The following is a 21627-nucleotide window of genomic DNA, read 5'->3' as shown; positions in this document are numbered from 1 at the left end:
CGGCGAGCCAGGCGGCGCATCATCTCACTTCAGATGCATGGGCAGCCCGGCCGCGACAAAGACCACGTTATCACAGATGCGGGCAACCGCCTGGTTGATCGAACCGGCCGCATCACGAAACCTTCTCGCCAGGGAATTGTCCGGCACGATACCGAGGCCGACTTCGTTGGAGACGAGGATGATCGCCCCATCGGCCGCAGCGATCGAGGCCTGCAACCGTTGCGCCTCCTGCTCGACGTCGCGTTCCGCAAGCAGAATGTTGGAGGTCCACAGCGTCAGGCAGTCGACCAGAAGGACGCGTCCGGCTCGCGCTTCGCTCAAGATGCACCCGGGAAGGTCGAGCGGCACCTCGATCGTCGACCAGCGATCGCCTCGATCTGCCCGGTGATGCGCGATGCGGTCCCGCATCTCCTCATCGAAAGGCTGGGCCGTTGCGACGAAGACCAACTCACCGGACCTCCCTTCAGCGCGTTCCTGTGCGTAGCGGCTCTTGCCGGATCGTGCTCCACCGAGAACCAGCAGCCGACCAGTTCCTTCCGCATTCATCAGGCGGCTCCCTTCGCAAGAGCGATGAGCCCATCAATGTCGACATGCTCCTCCAGCATCGCCGCAATCTCATCGAGCGCCTGGTCGACGGAGGCGCGATAATCGCGCCCTCCCCCATCGATCCCCAAGCGTGAGAGAAGCGCCCGGCGCTGATCGGGATCGGACAACAGGCCGTGCACATAGCTGCCCAGCACCATGCCGTCCCCACTGATTGCTCCATCGCTGCGGCCATCGTCGAAGATGGCAAGCGGCCGATGGGTGCCTGGGCCGCTCGTGTCGCCCATATGCATCTCATATCCCTCGAAGCTGGCACCCAGTGCCTCGCCCTTGACCGCCCGCAGCGCCTTGACCGGCGTGAGGACAGTCTCGACATCGAGCAAGCCAAGGCCGGCGACCGCCGCCGGCGCCCCTTCCAGTCCATCCGGATCGCGGATCTGCCTGCCCAGCATCTGATAACCGCCGCACAGGCCGAGAATCATCCCGCCGCGGCGATGGTGCGCCAGAATGTCGATATCCCAGCCCTCGGCGCGCATGGCGGTCATGTCGGCGAGCGTGGCCTTCGAACCAGCCAATATGATCAGCGCGGCGTCCGAGGGTATCGGCTGCCCAGGGGGTATCATGCGAAGTTCGACATCGGGCTCGAGCTTGAGCGGATCGAGGTCATCAAAGTTCGAGATGCGCGGGAGGATCGGGGAGGCGATCAGCTTTCGCCCCTCGCCGCCGGCGATCGGCTTTTCGAGGATGACCGCATCTTCGCTGGGCAGGCGCGCGGTCGCTGCCAGCCATGGCACCACGCCAAAGCCAGGCCAGCCGGATATCGCCTCGATCTGACGATAGCCGTCCTCGAACAGCGCCGGGTCGCCGCGAAACTTGTTGATGATAAAACCGCGGATCATTGCCGCGTCGGCGGCGTCGATGACCGCCTTGGTGCCGACGATGGCGGCGATGACCCCGCCCCTGTCGATGTCGCCGACCAGCAGCACGGGCACATCGGCCGCCCGGGCGAAACCCATATTGGCGATGTCGCCCGCGCGCAGGTTGATCTCCGCGGGCGACCCTGCCCCTTCAATGACGACGATATCGCACTGCGCCTGCAGCCGACGGTAGCTTGCCATCACTTCACCCAGCAGCGCGCCTCGCGCCTCGCGGAAATTGCCCGCGCCCAGCGTGCCGCGGACCTTGCCATTGACTATGAGCTGCGAAATGCGATCGGCCTGCGGCTTGAGCAGGACCGGATTCATGTCGCTGTGCGGTTCGACCCGCGCGGCGATCGCCTGGAGCGCCTGCGCCCGGCCGATTTCGCCCCCATCCACGGTGACGGCCGCGTTGTTCGACATATTCTGCGGCTTGAACGGGCGCACCCGCAGGCCACGATTGGCAAGCGCGCGGCAGATGCCGGCGACGAGCACCGACTTGCCGACATCCGAGCCGGTCCCCTGCAGCATCACAGCAGCCATGCGACGCCTCCTGCTATGAGCCAAAGGCACAGGCAAGCGCGCAGATAAACAAGCAGGCCGCGGTCGACATCCTTCGCGGTCGCATCGTGTCGGCCATCGCCGATCCACGGCTTCTCGTGCAGCACGTCGTCATAGACGATCGGGCCTGCCAGCCGCAGCCGCAGCACGCCCGCCATTGCGGCCTCCGGCCACCCGGCATTGGGCGAAGCATGTTTTCCGGCATCGCGCCACATCGTCCGCCAGCCGCCGAAACCGGCAACGCAGATTACGGCGCCCGACAGCCGCGCCGGTATCAGATTGAGCAGGTCGTCGGTGCGGGCCGCCGCCCAGCCGAAAGCGCGCCAACGCGGCTCGCGGTGGCCGATCATGCTGTCGGCAGTGTTGATTGCCTTGTAGATCCAGATGCCGGGCAGACCTCCCAGCACCAGCCAGAAACCGGGTGCGGCCACGCCATCGCAAAAGCTTTCGGCCAGGCTCTCTATCGCGGCGCGGGCGACGCCGGCCTCATCGAGGCCTTGGGTATCGCGGCCGACGATCATGCTCACGGCTTGGCGCGCAGCCTGAAGGTCGCCCGCCGCGAGGGCCGTCGCGATCGGACGGGCGTGATCGCAGAGGCTTCGTTGCGCAAGACCGGGGGCGCCCAGTACCGCGACCGCCAACCAGCCCCATAGGCCGAACAGCCCGAGCAGACCGCATTGCAGCGCGAACGCCAAGCCGCCGACGAGGAAGACCAGGATCAGGACAGTCACCATCCCGGCTGTACGGCGAAAGGCATCGCTCCGCCCCGGTCCATTCCAACGCGCATCGCACCAGGTTATGATCCGGGCGAAGGCGCCTACCGGATGCCCGACGCGTCGATATAGCCCCGCCGGCCAGCCGATCGCGGCGTCCAGGGCCAGCGCGGCGAGGGCCACCGGTTCAGCCATGGGCGAGCGCCCGGTCTAGTCGCGCCAGCGCCTCGTCACTGCCGGGCAGGCCTATCCGTAGCCAGTGCGGCTGATCGTCGAAAGGCCGGGTCAGGATCGACTGGCGCGCCAGCCCATCGAACAGCGCCGCGGCATCGGGAGTCTCTATCAAACGGAACAATGGGCAGTCGCCGATCGGGACGAAACCATGGCGGTGAAGAACCGCATCGAGGGCCTTCGCCTGCTGGCGCAAACGCTGCCGCGTCGCCTCGATCCACAGCTGGTCGCGATAGGCTGGCGTGCCGATCGCCAGCGCAGCGGCTGTTACCGGCCAGCTGCCGAGCTTGCGGCGGAAGCGCGAGATGATCTCGCGCGGACCCAGCACGAAACCGAGCCGCACACCCGCCAGCCCGAAGAATTTCCCGAAGGAGCGGAAGATGATCAACCGTCGGTCATCCCCGATCTGATCCGTCAGGCTCGTTGCCGGGGCAACATCCGCAAAGGCCTCATCGATCACCAGCCAATGTTCGGACCGCGCAGCCTGCGCCAGTTGCCCGCACAGCAGGTCTCGCCCGAAGGTCCGTCCATCCGGATTGTTCGGATTGGCCAGGATCAGGCTTTCCGACGGCCAGGGCAAAGCGCGCGCCTCGATAGCGACGCGAGACGTAACCAGCTCCGCATGGGTGCGATACGTCGGTGCAATATAGGCAGTTATCGCTACGCCGATGTCGCTCAGCAGCCGCAGGCCGATTTCCGTACCCGGCACGGCACAAACAAAGGCTGGATCGACGCTCAAATAGGCCGCAGCCGCTTCTTCGAGTTCGTCGAGGGCCGTTTGGTCGGGAAGGCGCTGCCAGTCGATATCCAGACTGGCCACCCCTGGCCATGGATCGGGATTGATGCCCGTCGATAGATCGAGCCACGCCTCGCCCCCATAAAAAGCGCGCGCCTCAGCCACTCGGCCGCCGTGAAACGTCCATTGGCTCATCGCAGCGCCGCCTCGGCGACCAGCGCGACGAGGAGTCCGGTTTCTACCAGCTCGATTCCCGCGCCATGCCCGTCGCCAGAGATCCCGCCGACCTTGCGTCCCAACCACCAGCTCCAGCCAGCGATCAGGATCGGCGCGGCGAGCAACGCGGGTGCGAACCATAGCCCGGCAATCAACAGCACGGTCCAGGCGGCTATATCGGCCGGCCGGATCACACCCCTGAACAGCGAACCGAGGCCATCATGCAGCGGCGGCAGCCAGCGCACCCACAGCAGCGGACCTATGCGCGCCGCGAAGGGCACCAAGATCAGCGCGACGAGCAGATCACGCTCGATCATCGCGTGAAGCAGGACGAACTTGACGATCAGTTGCAGGGCGATGGCGACCACGCCGAAGCTGCCGACATGCGGATCGGCGAGTACCGCGAGCAATCGCCTGCGATCCTTATGCGCCGCCCCGATGGCGTCTGCGAGGTCGGACAGTCCGTCGAGATGGAGCGCGCCGGTCACCAGCACCCAGGCGACCAGTCCGGCAACGGCTCCCGTCCACGAGTCGACATGCCTGCCGGCCCAGGCTGCCGCCATCACGAGTGCGCCGACCACCAGTCCGACAGCGGGAAACCAGCGAATCGACCGCGCGAACGCGTCTCCGTCGGCGCGGGCGTTGGGTGTCGGTAACCGGGTCAGGAATTGGAGCGCGAGGATGAAGCCGCTCACGGCCACAACCCCACAATCTGCGCCGCCGCCTTCTCGCCTGGCCACAGCTTCAGCGACAGCAGCGACGCGTAAGGCAGGTCGAACGCCCAGATCTGCCGCTGGTCGAAACAACACAGCACTCCCAAGGCAGCCCGCATCGCACCACCATGGGTGACCACCAATGTCGAGCCGGCAGAGACTTCCTTGATCGCGGCGCCGACCCGCGCAGTGAGGCTCGTCCATCGCTCGCCGTTCGGCGGAGCATGCGCATCGGGATCATCCCAGAAACGGCCGAGCGCGCCGGGATCGATCTCGCTTGCCGCACGGCCATCCCAGTCTCCGAAATCCAGTTCGCGCCATCGCGCATCCGTGATCAGCGGCCGTCCCGACAGGGCTGCAATGGCGTTGGCCGCTTTACCGGCGCGGCTCAGGTCAGAGGAAATCAGAACGTCGATCTCCAGATCGGCAACCTGATCGACGCAGGCGGCGATGCCCTCCGGCGTGGGCGCGACATCGGTACGGCCCATCATCCGCCCCGGAAGTTCGGGCGCGCCATGACGCAGGAGATGGAGCAGGACGCTCATTCGCGCCCTGCCACGCCCGCTTCGGCAAAGGTTGCCATGCCATCATGCGCGGCGAGCGCAGACCGGATGACGGCGACTGCGACTGCCGCACCACTCCCCTCGCCGAGCCGCATGTCCAGGCTGAGCAACGGCTGAAGGCCGAGCCGTTCGAGCAGCCGGATATGGCCTGGTTCGGCCGAGCGGTGTCCCGCAATGCAATGATCGACGATCGCCGGCGATGCGGCAGCAAGCGGTGCCAGGGCTGCGCAGCTGATGAAGCCGTCGAGCACGACCGGTATCCGCCGCTGCCGCGCCTCGATCACCGCGCCGGCGATCGCGGCGATTTCCCGGCCGCCCAGCCGCCGCAGCGTTTCGAATGCCGTCGCCGGGGCATCGCGATGAAAGGCGATGGCGCGATCGACCACGGCGCATTTTCGGCCGATGCCGGCATCGTCGACGCCGGTGCCCGGTCCGACCCATTCGGCCGCGGAACCTCCGAAGCTGCGCAGGCACAGCGCCGCGGCGGCGGTCGAATTGCCGATCCCCATTTCCCCGACAACGAGCAGATCGAGGTGGGGATCGACCGCCGCGCGCCCCGCCGACAATGCAGCAAGGCATTCGTCCTCGTCCATCGCGGGTGCGACGGTGAAATCGGCGGTCGGCCGGTCGAGATCGAGCGCGACGACCTTGAGCTCCAGTCCCGCAGCGCCCGCCAGCGCGTTGATCGCCGCGCCGCCCATCTCGAAATTGCCCACCATCTGGGCGGTGACTTCGGACGGGTAGGCGCTGACGCCATGGACCGTGAAACCGTGATTGCCGGCGAAAACCGCCACCCGGCCGCGATCGATCCGAGGCCGCGCACGTGCCTGCCAGCCGGCGAGGAAGATGGCGATATTCTCCAGCAGGCCGAGCGACCCAGCCGGCTTGGTGAGGTTCGCCTGCCGCGCACGCGCCGCGCCGATCGCGCCCTCGTCGGCCTGGGGGAGATCGACGAGAGCCGCCTCGAAGGCGGCACGATTTGGATATGCGCTCATTCGACGATGAACCCGGCAGGCGGGATGCGGGTAATGAAATGCCCCTTCACCCCCTGCGGCCATTTGGCGAACGGCACCCGTCCGTGCTCGCTCGCCGCATAATGGACTGCATAGTCAAGGATCGCTTGCGCCGCCTCTGCATCGGGCGTGAAGCGGCCGAGCACATAGCCGACCTTGCCCGGCGCGCGCAGGTGCACCGTGCAATGATCCGTGCAGGCGAACAGGCAGGGCATCTCGTGCACGTCGACCGTGTCATAGCCCGGGTCCGCGGCCTTGGCGGCACGCAACGCCTCGACCAGACGAGCACCGCCGAGCGCGCCATGACCGTCTTCGCGCGCTTCCTTGGAGAAACGACAGGTATTGCATACGACGATGGCTGGACCGTCGTTCACTGGCTTCAGCATTGGCTGTCTTCCATTGTAATATGCCGTGACGGAAGGCGTCAGGCTCAACGCGCGCTGACATGGGCTCGCCAATCCTGCCGGGACTGCCAGCCGCGACGCGCCAGTTCAGGGGTTTCGGAGGGAGTTTCGGCATAGCCGAGGCATAGCAATGCCATGAAGTGCCAGTGCGCCGGCGCGTCGAGCAGCTTCGCGACATGCGCTGGATCGACGATCGACACCCAGCCAAGGCCGACGCCACGGCTCTGCGCTGCAAGCCACAGGGTATGGATGGCCAGCACCGTAGAATAGCGCAGCGCCTCCGGCATGGTGGCGATGCCAAGGCCATGGCCTTGGTCCGGTTTCTCGTCCGAGAAGACCGCGAGGATCTCAGGGGCCTCGCGCAGCCCATGCAGCTTGAGCGACTGGTAGAGCGCGCTACGCTCATCGCCGTCATAGCGCTGGCCTGCCAGGCGCGCTGCCGCGTCGACATGATCGGCTAACTCCGATCGCAAGGCAGGCGTGCAGACGCGCACAAAACGCCACGGCTGGGCATTCCCCACCGATGGCGCGAGCTGAACCAGAGCGAACAGCCGGTCCATCTCGGCATCGTCGATCGGGCGGGTCTCGAAATACCGCACGTCGCGCCGCCAGACGAGCAGCCTCTCAATTGCCGAGGCATCAGGGAAACCCGCCAGAGGCGTGGCATCGGCGTCCATCAGAACTCGATACCCGCCTGCGCCTTGACGCCCTGCTCGCGGAACGGATGCTTGACGAGCGTCATCTCGGTAACGAGGTCGGCGGCTTCGATAAGGCGCTCCGGCGCGTTGCGGCCCGTAACGATGACATGCTTCGCCTCGGGCTTCACGCCGAGCACGTCGAGGACCTCATCGAGCGGCAGATAGTCGTAGCGCAGGACGATATTCAGCTCGTCGGCCAGCACCATGTCGTAAGCCGGATCGGCGACCATGCGTCGGACCTCATCCCACGCTTCGCGCGCCAGGGCGATGTCGCGGCTGCGGTCCTGCGTGTTCCAGGTGAAGCCCTCGCCCATCGGCTTGAATTCGACCTGCGACGGGAAAGCGTCGAACACGACCTTTTCGCCCGTCGTCATCGCACCCTTGACGAACTGGACGACACCGATCTTCTTGCCATGGCCGATCGCGCGAATGACCATGCCGAGCGCGGCGGTGGTCTTTCCCTTGCCCTTGCCGGTGTGGACGATCAGCAGGCCCTTCTCGATCGTCTTCGACGCAATGATCTTGTCGTGCGCCGCCTGCTTCTTCTTCATCTTTTCGGCGTGTTGTTCGTCGGTGCGTTCGACCATCGTCATGCTCCCTGGAGCTCGGCGAGCAAGAGGCCCGCGCTGTTGGATTTCGGTTTCCACATCCCGCGGTCGAGTGCCTCGGCAAGGCGGGCCGCAGTTTCGCGCAAGGCGGCGGGATTCGCTTCGGCCATGAACGCGCGCACCGTCTCGTCTTCGATGAAGGCGGCATGGACGGCGTCGAAATGATGGTCGCGCACCGCATGGGTGGTGGCGGCGAAGGCGAACAGATAATCGACCGAGGCGGCGATCTCGAACGCGCCCTTATAGCCGTGCCGCATCACCCCCGCGATCCATTTGGGATTGGTCACGCGTGCTCGCACGACACGGCCGATCTCGTCCTCCAGCGTGCGAACGACCGGCCGTTCGGGCCGGCTGTGATCGTTATGATAAGCGCGCGGGCGCTTGCCCGAGAGATGCTCGACAGCCGATGCGATACCGCCTTCGAACTGGTAATAATCGTCGCTGTCGAGCAAATCATGCTCGCGATTATCCTGATTTTGCACGACCGCGTCGGCCTGGATCAGCCGCTGCGTGAACAGCGCGCGTTCAGCGTCGCCTTCCACACCCGATCCATAGGCATAGCTGCCCCAGTCGAGATAGACATTCGCGAGATCGGCGCGGTCATGCCACAGCTTCTCGTCGATCATCGCCTGAAGCCCGGCGCCATAGGCACCCGGCTTGGATCCGAACACACGATAGCCCGCCCGCAACGCCGCCGGCTTGGCATCGCTGCCTTCGTCGATCAGCCGCGCGGTTTCGGCACGGTGGCGGGCGGCCGCAGGATTATCGTCGGCCGGCTCGTCGAGCGCCATCACCGCACGGGCGGCGGAATCGATCAGGTCGATCTGCTCGGGGAAGGCATCGCGGAAGAAGCCCGAGACGCGAAGCGTCACGTCGACCCGGGGCCGGCCGAGTTCGACAACCTTCATCACCTCGAAGCCGATCACCCGGCCCGAAGTCCAGTCCCAGCGCGGCCGCACGCCCATCAGCGCAAGCGCCTGGGCGATGTCGTCGCCGCCGGTTCGCATGTTCGCGGTGCCCCAGGCATTGAGCGCCATCGCGCGCGGATATTCGCCCTCGCGCTGGAAATAATCATCCACCAGTAGTTGCGCCGAGCGCCGGCCAAGCTCCCAGGCGGTCGCGGTCGGCACAGATCGGGTGTCGACCGAATAGAAATTGCGTCCGGTTGGCAGCACGTCCGGCCGCCCGCGCGTCGGCGCGCCCGACGGGCCCGGCTGGATGAAATGGCCATCGAGGCCGGCGAGCAAGGCGCCTCGTTCGGCATCGCCACAGGCATCGACCCGCCGCGACAGGTCGCCGAGCAGCATCTGCATGACCGCTTCAGACGCTGGCCCCGGCGGGATGGCGCCTTCGACCAGCGCACTTGCCAGGAGCTCCAGGCGCTCGATGGTATCGCCGTGTGTGCGCCAAGGGTCGATGGACAGCTTCATGAGCACGGCAGGCCGCGCACCTGCCCAGGCGTCGCCCATCGTGCAGTCGAGCGGATCGAAATCGAGCTTCAGGTCGTCGGCAAGTGCGCGAAGCAGCGAGGCCTGGCCTGGGAGGTCATGGCCGCGCGGCGTCCGGGCGAGCGCGATCAGCAAATCGGTGCGCAGCCGGCCCGCGGGGGACTGCGTGAAGACATGCAGCCCATCACGGATCTGCATTTCCTTCAGCTCGCACAGATAATTGTCGAGCGCCGCCAGCGCGTCTTCGCCCTCGCCGACAGCCCCTGCATCGGCGTCGAGTCCCTGGGAGCGGGCCAGCGCGAGGATTTCGCCCTTGAGATGATCGATCCGGCGCGGGTCCATGCCCGCCGCCAGATAATATTCGTCGACCAGCGCCTCGAGCTGCTTGAGCGGGCCATAGCTCTCCGCGCGCGTCAGTGGCGGCGTGAGATGGTCGATGATCGCCGCACCGATCCGCCGCTTCGCCTGGGTGCCCTCGCCGGGGTCGTTGACGATGAACGGATAGAGCTGCGGCACTGGCCCGGCACATATTTCGGGAAAGCAGTTCTCCGACAGCGCCAGCGCCTTGCCGGGCAGCCATTCGAGATTGCCGTGCTTACCGACATGGACGACCGCATGCGCGCCGAAATGCTGGTTCAGCCAGATATGGAAGGCGAGATAGCCATGCGGCGGGACCAGCGCCGGATCATGATAGCTGGTCTTGGGATCGATATCATAGCCGCGCGCCGGCTGGACCGCGACCACGACATTGCCGAAGCGATGAACCGGCAGCCGGAAGGCGCCGTTCCGGACGAACGGATCATCGATGGGGTTGCCCCAGCGTTCTGCGACTGCTGCCCGGACGGCCTCGGGAAGCGCATCGAAGGCGATATGATAGTCATCCAGCGACAGCGCGATCCCGCTCCGGTGACTGGCCGATCCCGGCGCGTTGGTCACGCCGGAGAGCATGATGTCCATCATCGCAGCACCGTGTGCAGGCGCGCCTTCCACCGCGTATCCGACGTCTCGCAGAGCCCCAAGGATCGCGGCGGCGCTGGCGGGCGTATCAAGACCCACGCCATTGCCGATCCGGCCGTCGCGATTGGGATAATTGGCGAGCACCAGCGCGATCCGCCGATCGGCCGCGGGCGTCCGGCGCAGCCGTGCCCAGCCGGCCGCGAGATCGGCGACGAAAGCTACCCGGTCGGGCGCGACGCGCGGCACGACGATACCGCACTCGGTGCGCTCGTCGAACCGCTCCGCCGCCTTGAATGCGACGGCGCGGGTGAACAGCCGACCATCGACCTCGGGCAGCGCGACGTTCATCGCCAGATCGCGGGTACCCAGGCCGCGAGGGCTTTCGCGCCAGCTCTTCTCTTCGACACCGGCAAAGACCGTCTGCAATATCGGGCAGTCCGCATTTTCGAGCACGCTGGTGAGCCGGTCGTCGCCCGGAGACGATGCCGCGAAGGACGTCGCGTTCAGGATTATGTCGGGCCGGATCTCACCGATCACACCGCGCAGCCAGTCGATCGCAAATGGCTCGCGCAGCGCGCGGACATGGACCGCGACAACGTTCAGCCCGCGCGCCTCCAGCGCCGCAACCAGTGCATCGACCGCTTCGAGCGTACCTGCCACGGTCAGCGCGCGGTAAAATGTGAACAAGGCAACCGGCTGGCCTTCGATCCAGCGCTTGCGGGCGTCGTCCAGCGTCGGCCGTTCATGCCCCGGCACGTGCAGTCCTGCATCGGCAACAGGCACGGGATCATCCGGCCGCCCGATGTCCTGGCCGACAAGCGCCGCAGCGTGACGCAGGAAGCTCACCGCGTTGGCTATCCCGCCCTGGCGCAGATAATCGCGCAGCCGGGTCAGCGTTTCGACCGGCAAGGTCGAGGCAGCATCGAGCGCGGGATCGGGTTCGCGTCCATCGGCGATCGCCGCGAAGGCGATGCCCTTCTCGCGCGCCACCCGAGCGATCTCGTCGACGCCATAGGGCCAATAGGCCTTTCCCCCGAGCAGCATGACGCAGACGAACCTCGCCTGCGCAATCACCTTCTCCACATAGAGATCGACCGAATAGGGATGCTTGAGCTGGAGCAGATTGGCCAGGCGGATCGTCGGCGCGCCCTCCCCCAGCATCCCGGCCGCCTGCGCGAAGCAGGCGAGTTCGCTGTCGGCCACGGTCAGGAAGACAATCTCGCCCGGCGACTGGGCGAGGTCGATCGCCTCGTCGCCATTGGAGACCGTTCCCGGCGTGGCAGCCAGAAGATGCATCAGGCGGCGACTCCGCCCAGCACCGCCAACAACGCCGCCTCGATCGCCGGCTGACGAAGGCCTTTTTGTCCGATCACGACGAGTTGCGACTGGCGCGCTTCCTGGGCGGTCCAGGCACGATCGAAATAATGCTGGATACGGGGGCCCACCGCCTGGATCACTAGCCGCGCCGGCTTGTCGCGAATTGCGATCATGCCCTTGATGCGCAGGATGTCGTGTGCCGCAATCTGCTCCGACATCGCCGCCAGCAAGGGCGCGACATCGTCTACCTCACCGCCCTTGACCACGAAGCTGTCGAAGTCGTCATGGTCATGATCGGGTTCGGCATCATGATGCGATGGCCGCGCCTGCAGGTCGTCTTCGGCTCCCGCGAACAGGCCGAGCAGCACAGTTGCATCGACCGCGCCATGATCGGCACGCACGATCTTCACGCCGCTGCGGGTATCCCCGGCAATATCGGCCTCGATCTTCGCAAGCGTCGCCGCATCGACCAGATCGGCCTTGTTGAGAATGACGAGATCCGCGCAAGCGAGCTGATCCTCGAACAATTCCTCGAGCGGGCTGTCATGATCGAGGGTCGGATCGGCCGCTCGGGCGAGCGCCAGCGCCGCTTCATCGGCAGCAAAGCGCCCCGCCGACACCGCATCGGCATCGATCAGCGCGATCACCCCGTCGACTGTCGAGCGGGTCCGGATCTCGGGCCATTGAAACGCCTTGAGCAACGGCTTGGGCAGCGCCAGGCCCGAGGTCTCGATGATGATATGCTCGGGCGGATTGGGGCGGTCGAGCAGCTTCTGCATCGTCGGCAGGAAATCGTCGGCGACGGTGCAGCAGATGCAGCCATTGGCGAGCTCGACGATGTCGTCGTCGGGGCACGCCTGGTCGTTGCAGCCCTTGAGCAACTCGCCATCGACGCCGACGTCGCCGAACTCGTTGACGATCAGCGCGAGTCGCCGGCCCCTCGCATTCTGCAGAAGATGGCGGATCAGCGTGGTCTTCCCGGCGCCGAGAAAGCCGGTGATCACCGTCGTCGGTATCTTGCTCATGCGCGGCGCTCCCATCGAGCGGCGGGCAAGCGGACAATATTGGCCTTCATCGGGATTCCCCGGCACCTGAGCGACATCGGTGACGGGGCTTACCGCTCGCGAGCACGAACGGCCGGCACGCGACGACGGGCGGGCGCCAAAGGCACCCATCGTCACACAACCGCGCGGCACCCGCCGCATCGTTCGTCGCTCAGACGGAAGAACCGTGCCCCGGCCAATCCCTGGACCAAAGCAAGAGCGACCAGACGCCGGCAGGTCTCCTGGCTCGCGGGTCGCAGCTCGATGTGCGCCTTCCCGGATCGGATCGATCCAGTGACCGTGCCCTTCCGGATGGAGGAGCACATGCACATCTCGCTCGCCGCTTACAGTTGCAGGGACAGCCGCGGATTTGGGAGGAACCTCCCGCACCGCATTCCCGTTTTAAGCCTCTTGCGAGGCACCGGCGCGATCTAATGGCAGGAGTTACCTCCTGCCTGACGCCGCTCATAACCACATTTGCGGGTCATACCAACTGCTCTTTGTGGCTCGGAGCGGCGCTTCCTAGAAGTTCATCCGGCCGCCGAGGCGCAAAGTGCGTGGCTCTACCACGCGGCTCAGCCGCCCCACGGCTGGTCCCGCTGTATCGAACGAGGGGATATAGGATTCGTAATAATAGGCGATGTCCTTGTCGCGGCTGTTGAGGACGTTGAGCACCTCGCCATAAATCTCGAAATGCCCCAGCTTGCGGGCTGCGCGCAGGTTGACAACCGTGCTGCCCGAGTCCCTGACGCTGTTGTCTTCGATCAGCGGATAGGGGCCGAGGTGGCGGACACGGATGCTAGCCTCCCACGGATCGAACACCAAAGCGACGCCGGCCGATGCGGCGTTTTCGAAGGCGTTCGGGATGCGGTCTCCATTGCCGTATCGCGACCGGCTCGCGGTATAGTTGCCGTCGATCGCCAACCAGGTCTTCGGCCGCCAGAATGCCACCAACTCATAGCCGCGGCGCTTGCTTGCGCCCGTAGGCTCGACCGCGTTGGAGTCGCCGATGAAGCGCAGTTCGCTGTCGACGTTCAACCACCAATAGGTCGCGGTCAGCGCAAAACCGGGCAATTGCCATCTAGCGCCGACTTCACGGCCTTCACCCCGCACGAGCACGGGCACCGGCGCCTCGGCGTTGACCGCGCCCCGCACATCGTTGGAATGAAAGCCGCGGCCCCAGTTGCCATAGAGCTCGAGCCGACGGGTCGGGGAGTAGGCTATCGACACCCTCGGTGAGAAGATTGCATCATTGCCATTGCCCTCTCCGGCGATGCCCGCCGCCTGGTCCTTCGCACGCACGACATAGTGGTAATAGTCGCCGCGCACGCCGCCGATCAGACGAAGGCCAGTGAAGGGCATCCAACTCGCCTCGCCGTATAGCGCTGCCGAGGCTTCCTCGACATGATGGCGACCAAGCGACGCGAGGAATAATCGTGCGCTCGTCCGATAGACGCCAACGTTGCCGATGTGATCGTATCGCTCTTCCGTGCCGAGAGACAAGGTGAGAGCCGGCGTCACGGTCCAGCGCTTCTCGCCCCGCGCACCAACGATCCAGCGCCTGTCGAATTGGCGGATTTGGGCGCTGGTCCCGTCGGGGTCGGTGTAGGTAGGATTGGAATACATCGACCAGTCGTAGAACTGGCCATAGAGGTTCGCGTGCCAGTCGGGCTGGCGAACCGCGACGTTGGCGACGAGCCGACTGGTCTCGCCGCGCGCGGTGGAGTCGGGCGAGCAGAAGACATCTCTGCAGATGGCGGAACCGATGATCCGCTCGGGTATCTGCTCGGTCGGGTGCCACGTTGCATGATAGGCATGAAACGACGCTTCGACCTGTCCCGCACCGGCGGGCGCCGTATATTTGGCGAAACCCGAGCCATGCCGCAGATGTTCGGGTGATTCCCAGGGACCGTTATAGATCTTGGCCTGCGCGACCAGCGTCAGCTTGCCTGAACCTGCGCCGCCTATCGTGCCGCCGGCCGCGATGCGGCCATAGCCGTACGAACCTCCCTCGACCGAGATCCATGGCGTAGCGAAGCCATCGATCGTCGTCATGTAAGCTGCGCCTGCCAGCGCGAAATCGCCGCCATCAGCGCGGTACGAGCCTTTACGGAAATCTTCGCGTGCGACGATTTCGGGGATGAGCCCGTTGAGGTCGAGATAGCCTTGGCCGTGACCGTGGGTACGCAAGTTCATCGGTACGCCATCGATATAGGTCGCGAAGTCGGAACCGTGATCGAGATTGAAACCGCGGAGGAAATATTGATTGGCCTTGCCGCTGCCCGAATGCTGGGCGGCGACCATGCCGGGCACTGCTTCAAGCAGTTCGGCGACACGCAACAAGGGGCGGACGAGCAGGTCAGCGCCGGCAATCGTGCCCTCGCTGGCCGCGTGCGCCACGCCGATCTTCGCCTCGCCGCGGCCGAAGACGACGATATCGCCGGCTGGTTCCGGCGCAGGCGCCGCCTGACCTTCCTGGGTCTGTGCCAATGCCGGTGTCGCGCTGCACGCAATGGCCATAGCTGCGCATCCAGGCCACCACATCCATAAACCGATGATGTTCTTCATTCCCGTCCCCGTCGGCGCCAAGCGACGTCGGGCCGGGGCGTGCCGTTCACGAACGGTCGGCGCGCACGACCGCCGGGCGCCCGAGGGCGACAGACGTGCGCATCCGTGCGGCCCCAGCCGCTCGTTCGTCGCTCAGACGGAAGAAACCGTGCCCCGGTCATCCCCTGGACCAAAGCAAGAGCGACCAGACGCCGGCAGGTCTCCTGGCTCGCGGGTCATCGCTCGATGCACGGCCTTCCCAGGCCTCGCATGACTTAGCGTCCGGCCCAGTGGCTGGCGGCTCGGGACATCTCGTCCGCACCGCACATGTGCATCGCGCTCGCCGCTTACAGTTGCAGGGACAGCTGCGGATTTGGGAGAAGCCCCCCGTACCGCATTCCCGTTTTAAGCCTCTTGCGAGGCACCGGCGCGATCTATGTCCCTGCACGGCCTTGCGGCACGGGCTTGGACGGGGCGGCCATTAGGCGAAGCGATACTGCGCCGCAAGGGGGGCGGCGCGCGCCAGCGATCAATCGACGTTGAGCGACTGAAGCCGCCAGATCCGGTTGAACGACATATGCGTCGCGGCGAGCGGCCCAATGTCGATCCGCATCGTCGATGCCGGAGACAGATCCAGCGCAGCCACGAGCGCTGCCCTGACGACCATCGGGTGGGTTATGGCCAGGATATGCGTGTTGCGCTCCGTCTGCGCCTGCAACCAGCGCGACACACGTGCGACGACATCGGACAGGCTTTCCCCACCGGGCGCACCTTTCGCCGGGTCGGCCAACCACGCCGAGAGCGCGCCTGCATCGCGCCGCTGGATCGCCTCGAAGCCCTGCCCTGCCCACGCGCCATGGTCGATGTCGCGCAGGCTGTCGACGACCGATGCATCGAGAGCCAACGCATTGGCGGTTTGTCGGGCAGCCAGGGCCGGGCTGACCATTACGAGTTCTACGCTGGCGGGCAGTTTATAGCCGGCCGCCTTGCGATTTCCGCCGTCGTCGAGTGGATCTCCCGGACCGGAAAAGCCGCCTTGGCGGGCCGAGGCCGTGGCCGCATGGCAGAGGAATGTCAGTCGGCTGGCCAGGGCTGGTCTCCATGGATCGTTGACGCTGTGGCGGATTTCGGCCTACAGCGATTCCTGCAATGACCGAGGAAGAAGCCGGTGTAATTCCGGCACGGTCGCGCCACTGTTATCGTCAGCCTTTGTCCGCTGTCGAGAGTCAGACCTTCCTCGGACCGATTGGAACACCGGCGGGACGCGGAATCCCGAAAGGAGCATGACAATGGCCACGGCAGCCCTTTTCGCAGACGACATCTTCATCCCGTTGCCGGGAACGGTGGTCATACCGCTGCGAGACATCGTGCCATGGGGTATTTTCGGAACGCTGCTGGCGATGATCTTCCTCTATTTCGTCAGCACCGAACAAGGTGCGCTGTCGCTGTTCAGCGGCATGTACGTTCATGAGTTCGTTCACGACGGACGCCATCTCCTCGGATTCCCCTGCCACTAAGGCGGGGGAATAGGTCATGGTCAGAGATTTGCTCGTTCGCGGGATGCTCGCCGGCATTCTCGCCGCGGTTCTCGTCACCTTGTTCGCGCGCGTCGTAGCTGAACCCCAGGTCGATCTCGCAATTGCCTACGAAGCCTCCCACGCGGCACACGAAGCGCATGACATGCCCGGCATGGTCACGACCGAAGATCCCGAGCTGGTCAGTCGCACCACCCAGAAAGGACTCGGCCTGCTCACCGCACTGACCTTGTATGGCGCGGCAGTCGGCGGCATCTTCGCGCTCGTATTTGCGCTCGTCTATGGACGTGCGGCATCCAGCGGACCGCGGTCATTGGCTCTTCTGTTGGCAATCGGCGCCTTCATCGCCATTGCGCTGGTTCCCGCGCTGAAATATCCGCCGACCCCGCCCGCCGTCGGCCAGCATGAAACCGTGGCTTTCCGGACCGTCGCCTATTTTTCGATGATCGCCCTGTCGCTCGTGGCCATGGTTATCGCGGTGAAGATAAGCCGGCTGCTCAGCGGTCGCCTCGGATCATTCAACGCCGCGCTGATCAGTGTGGCCGGCTACATTGCCATCGTCACCGCGGTGCAGTTCGCGCTACCGGCGATCGACGAAGTGCCGGCCGATTTCCCGGCCGTCGTGCTCTGGAACTTCCGCGTTGCGGCGATCGCACTTCAACTCGCATTGTGGGTGGTGATCGGGGTGGTCTTCGGGGCCGTGGCGGACCGCAGATTACGACGATCTGCCTCGCGCAGCCGATGAAGCGAGGGCTCTGCTCTTCAGTTGAACTTGTACCCCCGACCGATCGTACGGGGTTCGAACTGATCTGATCCAGACCTGACTCAGCAGGCCTGCCCTGCGGCTCGCCTGGCCAGCAGCAGCGCCCCGATCAGGCCCGCTTCCTGTCCCAGCACGGAGCCACGAATGATCTCGGCAAGGTCGGCGCTCTCTGCGAAATAGCCGGCGTTGATCCGCGCAGCGTGGGTCCTGACCCGTTGCAGGAGCCCAGGCGCGTTCATCACGCCGCCGCCGAAGACTATCCGGTTTGGCGAGAGCACGCTCATGACCGCTACCGCAAGATGGGCGAGGTACCAGGCTGCTATCTCATGTGCCGGGTGATCGGCCGCAAGGTCGGAGAGCTTTTGCCCCCACCGCGCCATAATTGCGGGACCACTGGCCAGCCCTTCGATGCAGCCGCCATGATGGGGACAGACGCCGGGAAAATCTTGATCGAGGGGATGACGGGGCGGGGCGATATGCCCCATTTCCGGATGTCGAAAACCATGTACGGGCAGCCCGGCGATAACGGCGCCGCCCCCAATGCCGGTCCCGATGGTGATGTAAACGAGGGTCGAGCGATCGCCGTCTGCCATCTCGGCGGCTTCGGCCATGGCAGCCGCGTTGACATCCGTGTCCAGTCCAACGGGGATAGCGAATTCTGATCGAAGGCTGGCCGCTGGCGACACGCCGCTCCATCCCTTCTTCGGCGTCCTCCGAAGCGCACCCCAATCCGGAGCGCCGGGATCCAGCTGCAGTGGGCCGAAACTGGCAACGCCGATCGAGGCCATCGGGCCGTGACGCGCCTGTGCCTCCTTGAAGAAGGTCAGCGTGGCATTCATAGTCGGGCCAGGGGCTTCGGTGGCTATCGAGGTCCGTTCCAGCCAAGGCTGGCCCGGCTTGCCGACCGAGCACAGGAATTTGGTGCCCCCTGCCTCGAGGCAGCCGTAGAGCAGATCCCCATCATTCTCCTGAACTGCTGGACGCTGCTCGTCAAAGGCCACGGTTGGCCCTGTCGGGGTTGCGTGATCGCTTGATATCATGGGCGCCAACTCCAGCTGAGCAGGAGCTCTATTTCTCCAGCTCAAGCCAGTCCTTCGTCGGCTGGTGATAGAGCATGTCGAAAACTTCGAGCTGCATCCCGGTCGGTTCGACCGCGTTCGAGTTCCAAAGCATGCCTACGCCAGCCTTGAGGATCGGATCGAACAGGATCAGCGAGCGATATCCGTCAACCGCTCCCCGATGACCGATCACCTCGCGGCCGGCATAATGCCAGATCCGCCAGCCGAGGCCGTAGGAAGCATCCTTGAGCACCTGGTCGAGTTCGCGCTGGCGGTGGACGGAGAAGGTGCGAATCCGCGGCGAATGCAGTTGGCGCAAAACCTTCGGCGACAGCACGCGGGGCGCTTCGCCCATCTGGGCGCGCATCCAGATGCCGAGATCAATGATCGACGAGTTGATCCCGCCGGCCGCCGGCGTCCTGTAATAGGCGTCCGCCACCTTCAGCTCGCGCCGGCCCTGATGGGGACGCGCCCAGCTCGGCGAAGACTCCAGGCCCTCGCGGGTCGTGGTCGCCGATTGCATCCCAAGGGGGCCGAATATCTCTTCCTGAACCAGCTGAGCATAGCTTTTGCGGCCGGCATGTTCGGCCGCTTCGCTAGCGGCGTCATAGGCGATGTTCTGATAGCTGTAGCATTTGCCCGGAGGGCACAGCAGCGGGATCTGGTTCAGCCGACTGCGGATCTCCTTCGGATCCTTGCCATCCTCCAGGTCGCGATCATAGGCGTTCTTCCAGATGCCCAGGCTCTGCGACAGGAGGTTGTCGATGGTCGCGACATTCTGCGCATCCTTCGGCAGCTTGAGCGATGGTGCCCAGCGCGAGACCGGGTCGCTCAGCGACAATTTCTTCTCTGCCGCCATCTTGGTGAGCAAGGTCGCGGCCACTCCCTTCGAAACGGATGCCCAGCGGAACACGGTATGCGCATCGACCGGCTTCCCCTCGGGCCCATCGGTGGTGACGCCATAGCCCTTGGCGAAGCTGATCTCGCCATTCTCGATGGTGACGATCGCGACACCCACCACCGACCGTTCGGCGGCAAGCTCACGCATCCGCTGATCGAGCCGGCGATAATCGATCCGGGTCGGGCCGCTCTTGCTGATGCCGATACGGCTGAGGTCGATCGACAGCCGGGCGACCGGCGGCCTGGCGGTCTCCTGCGTCCTGCGCAGATAAAACCCACCGGCAGCGAGAAAGGCGATCAGGAGCGCAACGAGGACCGCGCCGGCCACCACCAGCCCACGCTCGATCTGAACGACAGCGGGCACCTCTGCTTCCGGCGGAGCCAGCGAATTGGCCTTGATATCTTTATCGGACATGAGCGCGGGGACGGGACCAGCAGGCAGGAGGGACGGCAGGCATAGCAGGTCGGGTGGCGAACGCCCGCCCGGCCCACTGCCGCTCAACCCACGACATGCACCATCCAACGCGGCATCGAAAGACCGTCAGCTCAGATATTTGGCAGTGGTCTTCGACGCGAGCTCCTCTGCGGTGACACCCGGCGCCAGCTCGATCAGCCTGAACGGAGAATGGTGGTCGGGCCGCTGGAACACGGCGAGGTCGGTCACGATCATGTCAACCACGTTCTTGCCGGTCAGCGGCAGCGTGCAGGCCGGAATGAACTTCGGATCGCCGTTCTTCGACGTATGCTCCATCACCACGATGATCTTCTTGACGCCGGCAACGAGGTCCATGGCCCCCCCCATGCCCTTCACCATCTTTCCGGGGATCATCCAATTAGCGATGTCGCCCCCTTCGGAGACTTCCATCGCGCCGAGCACCGTCAGGTCGATATGACCGCCGCGGATCATCGCGAAGCTGTCGGCGCTGGAGAAGAAGCTCGTCGAGGGCAACTGGCTGATGGTCTGCTTGCCGGCGTTGATCAGGTCGGCATCCTCCTCGCCCTCGAAGGGGAAGGGACCGATGCCGAGCATACCGTTCTCGGATTGCAACGTCACCGTCATCCCTTCCGGGATGTTGTTTGCAACCAGTGTCGGGATGCCGATGCCGAGGTTGACGTAATAACCGTCCTGAAGCTCGCGCGCAGCGCGCGCCGCCATCTGATTGCGATCCCAGCCCTTCACTGCCGTGGCCATCTTGCTTGTCTCCCTTATGGCCTGATCGGCCGATCTCTTGTCCCAGGAAAAGCCTGGTCCCAGCTACACCTGACTCAGCGGAGGCAGCCGAGCGCCGCCCCACGCCGAGCGATCACGCCGCTTCGCGCGGCCGGGTCGTGCGGAACTCGATCTTCTTGTCATAGGGTGCGCCGAGCACGAGCCGCTTCACATAGATGCTGGGCAGGTGGATCTGGTCCGGATCGATGCTGCCGACCGGCACGATCTCCTCCACCTCGGCGACGCAGATCTTGCCTGCGGTCGCGGCCGGCTGGTTGAAGTTGCGCGCGGTCTTGCGGAACATCAGGTTGCCGCTTTCATCCGCTTTCCAGCCCTTGATGATCGACACATCGGCGCGAATGCCGCGCTCGAGCACATAAGTCTCGCCGTCGAACTCCTTGGTCTCCTTGCCTTCGGCGACAAGCGTGCCCACCCCGGTCTTGGTATAGAAGCCGGGAATGCCGGCGCCGCCGGCCCGCATCCGTTCGGCCAGCGTACCTTGCGGGGAGAACTCGACCTCGAGTTCACCGGAAAGATATTGCCGCTCGAACTCCTTGTTCTCGCCGACATAGGACGCGATCATCTTCCGGATCTGGCGGGTGCGCAGCAGCTTGCCGAGACCCTCGCCATCGATACCGGCATTGTTCGAGGCCGCGACCAGATCCTTCACGCCCGAAGCGACGATCGCATCGATCAGCCGTTCGGGAACGCCGCACAGGCCGAACCCCCCTGCACAGATCGTCATCCCGTCGAACAACAGTCCTTCCAGCGCGGCTTCGGCAGATGCATAAATCTTGGTCATGAACGTCTCCGGATCATCGCCGCCGCTCTACCCCCAGGGGGAAAGAGCGGTCAACGGTGCGATATGGATAAGCCTGTTTCAGCCAAGCCGCCGCGCACCGCAACGAAGATTCTGCGTGGGGGGTGAATATT

General features: G+C 65.1%; 20 protein-coding genes and 2 riboswitches. Of the genes, 2 read left to right on the top strand and 18 right to left on the bottom strand.

The window, feature by feature from the left end; translation table 11 throughout:
- Window positions 1-24 precede the first annotated feature (24 nt).
- The 14 genes from cobU to AAC645_RS03605 form a co-directional block, all read right to left on the bottom strand.
- The gene (cobU, locus tag AAC645_RS03670; RefSeq protein ID WP_340313926.1) at window positions 25-546 is read right to left on the bottom strand and encodes a bifunctional adenosylcobinamide kinase/adenosylcobinamide-phosphate guanylyltransferase; all 522 of its coding nucleotides are present in this window, start codon (window positions 544-546) and stop codon (window positions 25-27) included.
- Window positions 546-2003 carry a cobyric acid synthase gene (locus AAC645_RS03665; protein ID WP_340313924.1) on the bottom strand — a complete coding sequence of 486 codons (1458 nt, stop codon included), beginning with the start codon at window positions 2001-2003 and terminating at the stop codon, window positions 546-548. The genes cobU and AAC645_RS03665 overlap by 1 nt, the downstream gene beginning before the upstream one ends.
- Window positions 1991-2929: an adenosylcobinamide-phosphate synthase CbiB gene (gene cbiB, locus AAC645_RS03660; RefSeq protein ID WP_340313922.1), complete on the bottom strand. Its 939-nt coding sequence runs from the start codon at window positions 2927-2929 to the stop codon at window positions 1991-1993. Before cbiB ends, AAC645_RS03665 begins: the two co-directional genes overlap by 13 nt.
- Window positions 2922-3896 carry a threonine-phosphate decarboxylase gene (locus tag AAC645_RS03655; RefSeq protein ID WP_340313920.1) on the bottom strand — a complete coding sequence of 325 codons (975 nt, stop codon included), beginning with the start codon at window positions 3894-3896 and terminating at the stop codon, window positions 2922-2924. Before AAC645_RS03655 ends, cbiB begins: the two co-directional genes overlap by 8 nt.
- Complete coding sequence (gene cobS, locus AAC645_RS03650; RefSeq protein ID WP_340313918.1) at window positions 3893-4612, bottom strand: adenosylcobinamide-GDP ribazoletransferase; 720 nt, start codon at window positions 4610-4612, stop codon at window positions 3893-3895. Before cobS ends, AAC645_RS03655 begins: the two co-directional genes overlap by 4 nt.
- A complete protein-coding gene (locus AAC645_RS03645; protein ID WP_340313916.1) occupies window positions 4609-5175 on the bottom strand; it encodes a histidine phosphatase family protein in 567 nt (188 codons plus the stop codon). The genes cobS and AAC645_RS03645 overlap by 4 nt, the downstream gene beginning before the upstream one ends.
- Window positions 5172-6188, bottom strand: a complete 1017-nt coding sequence (gene cobT / locus AAC645_RS03640) for a nicotinate-nucleotide--dimethylbenzimidazole phosphoribosyltransferase (RefSeq protein ID WP_340313914.1) — start codon at window positions 6186-6188, stop codon at window positions 5172-5174. Before cobT ends, AAC645_RS03645 begins: the two co-directional genes overlap by 4 nt.
- On the bottom strand, window positions 6185-6592 hold the full coding sequence (locus AAC645_RS03635; RefSeq protein WP_340313912.1) for a DUF1636 domain-containing protein: 408 nt from the start codon (window positions 6590-6592) through the stop codon (window positions 6185-6187). Before AAC645_RS03635 ends, cobT begins: the two co-directional genes overlap by 4 nt.
- Window positions 6593-6636: 44 nt before the next feature.
- Window positions 6637-7287: a 5,6-dimethylbenzimidazole synthase gene (gene bluB / locus AAC645_RS03630; RefSeq protein ID WP_340313910.1), complete on the bottom strand. Its 651-nt coding sequence runs from the start codon at window positions 7285-7287 to the stop codon at window positions 6637-6639.
- Window positions 7287-7895, bottom strand: a complete 609-nt coding sequence (gene cobO / locus AAC645_RS03625; protein ID WP_340313908.1) for a cob(I)yrinic acid a,c-diamide adenosyltransferase — start codon at window positions 7893-7895, stop codon at window positions 7287-7289. The genes bluB and cobO overlap by 1 nt, the downstream gene beginning before the upstream one ends.
- Window positions 7896-7897: 2 nt before the next feature.
- Complete coding sequence (cobN, locus tag AAC645_RS03620) at window positions 7898-11617, bottom strand: cobaltochelatase subunit CobN (RefSeq protein ID WP_340313907.1); 3720 nt, start codon at window positions 11615-11617, stop codon at window positions 7898-7900.
- Window positions 11617-12663 (bottom strand): cobalamin biosynthesis protein CobW, encoded by a 1047-nt coding sequence (gene cobW, locus AAC645_RS03615; RefSeq protein WP_340313906.1) that lies wholly within the window; start codon window positions 12661-12663, stop codon window positions 11617-11619. The genes cobN and cobW overlap by 1 nt, the downstream gene beginning before the upstream one ends.
- Before the next feature lie 233 nt (window positions 12664-12896).
- Window positions 12897-13122: riboswitch (cobalamin riboswitch) on the bottom strand.
- An 81-nt stretch (window positions 13123-13203) separates the two neighbouring features.
- A complete protein-coding gene (locus AAC645_RS03610) occupies window positions 13204-15201 on the bottom strand; it encodes a TonB-dependent receptor (protein WP_340313903.1) in 1998 nt (665 codons plus the stop codon).
- A 224-nt stretch (window positions 15202-15425) separates the two neighbouring features.
- Window positions 15426-15672: riboswitch (cobalamin riboswitch) on the bottom strand.
- A gap of 85 nt (window positions 15673-15757) precedes the next feature.
- Complete coding sequence (locus tag AAC645_RS03605) at window positions 15758-16306, bottom strand: histidine phosphatase family protein (protein ID WP_340314153.1); 549 nt, start codon at window positions 16304-16306, stop codon at window positions 15758-15760.
- Between the two features lie 211 nt (window positions 16307-16517).
- Between AAC645_RS03605 and AAC645_RS03600 the strand changes: the two genes are divergently transcribed.
- Together AAC645_RS03600 and AAC645_RS03595 are read left to right on the top strand one after the other, a co-directional pair.
- The gene (locus AAC645_RS03600; protein ID WP_340313901.1) at window positions 16518-16745 is read left to right on the top strand and encodes a CbtB domain-containing protein; all 228 of its coding nucleotides are present in this window, start codon (window positions 16518-16520) and stop codon (window positions 16743-16745) included.
- Between the two features lie 16 nt (window positions 16746-16761).
- Window positions 16762-17508: a CbtA family protein gene (locus tag AAC645_RS03595; protein WP_340313899.1), complete on the top strand. Its 747-nt coding sequence runs from the start codon at window positions 16762-16764 to the stop codon at window positions 17506-17508.
- Window positions 17509-17588: 80 nt separating this feature from the next.
- On the opposite strand, the gene AAC645_RS03590 is transcribed toward AAC645_RS03595, so the two are convergent.
- From AAC645_RS03590 to AAC645_RS03575, 4 genes are all read right to left on the bottom strand, one after another.
- Entirely contained in the window at window positions 17589-18566 is a 978-nt protein-coding gene (locus tag AAC645_RS03590; protein WP_340313897.1) for an ROK family protein, read from the bottom strand.
- 28 nt (window positions 18567-18594) lie between these two features.
- On the bottom strand, window positions 18595-19899 hold the full coding sequence (locus AAC645_RS03585) for a serine hydrolase domain-containing protein (protein WP_340313895.1): 1305 nt from the start codon (window positions 19897-19899) through the stop codon (window positions 18595-18597).
- Between the two features lie 126 nt (window positions 19900-20025).
- Complete coding sequence (locus AAC645_RS03580; protein WP_340313894.1) at window positions 20026-20676, bottom strand: CoA transferase subunit B; 651 nt, start codon at window positions 20674-20676, stop codon at window positions 20026-20028.
- A 112-nt stretch (window positions 20677-20788) separates the two neighbouring features.
- A complete protein-coding gene (locus AAC645_RS03575) occupies window positions 20789-21496 on the bottom strand; it encodes a CoA transferase subunit A (RefSeq protein WP_340313892.1) in 708 nt (235 codons plus the stop codon).
- Between the last annotated feature and the right edge of the window lie 131 nt (window positions 21497-21627).

Source organism: Rhizorhabdus argentea, from assembly GCF_037861105.1.
Lineage (GTDB): Bacteria > Pseudomonadota > Alphaproteobacteria > Sphingomonadales > Sphingomonadaceae > Rhizorhabdus > Rhizorhabdus argentea.
The sequence above is the reverse complement of the archived record's forward strand: the minus strand, read 5'-3'. Positions and strand labels throughout refer to the sequence as shown.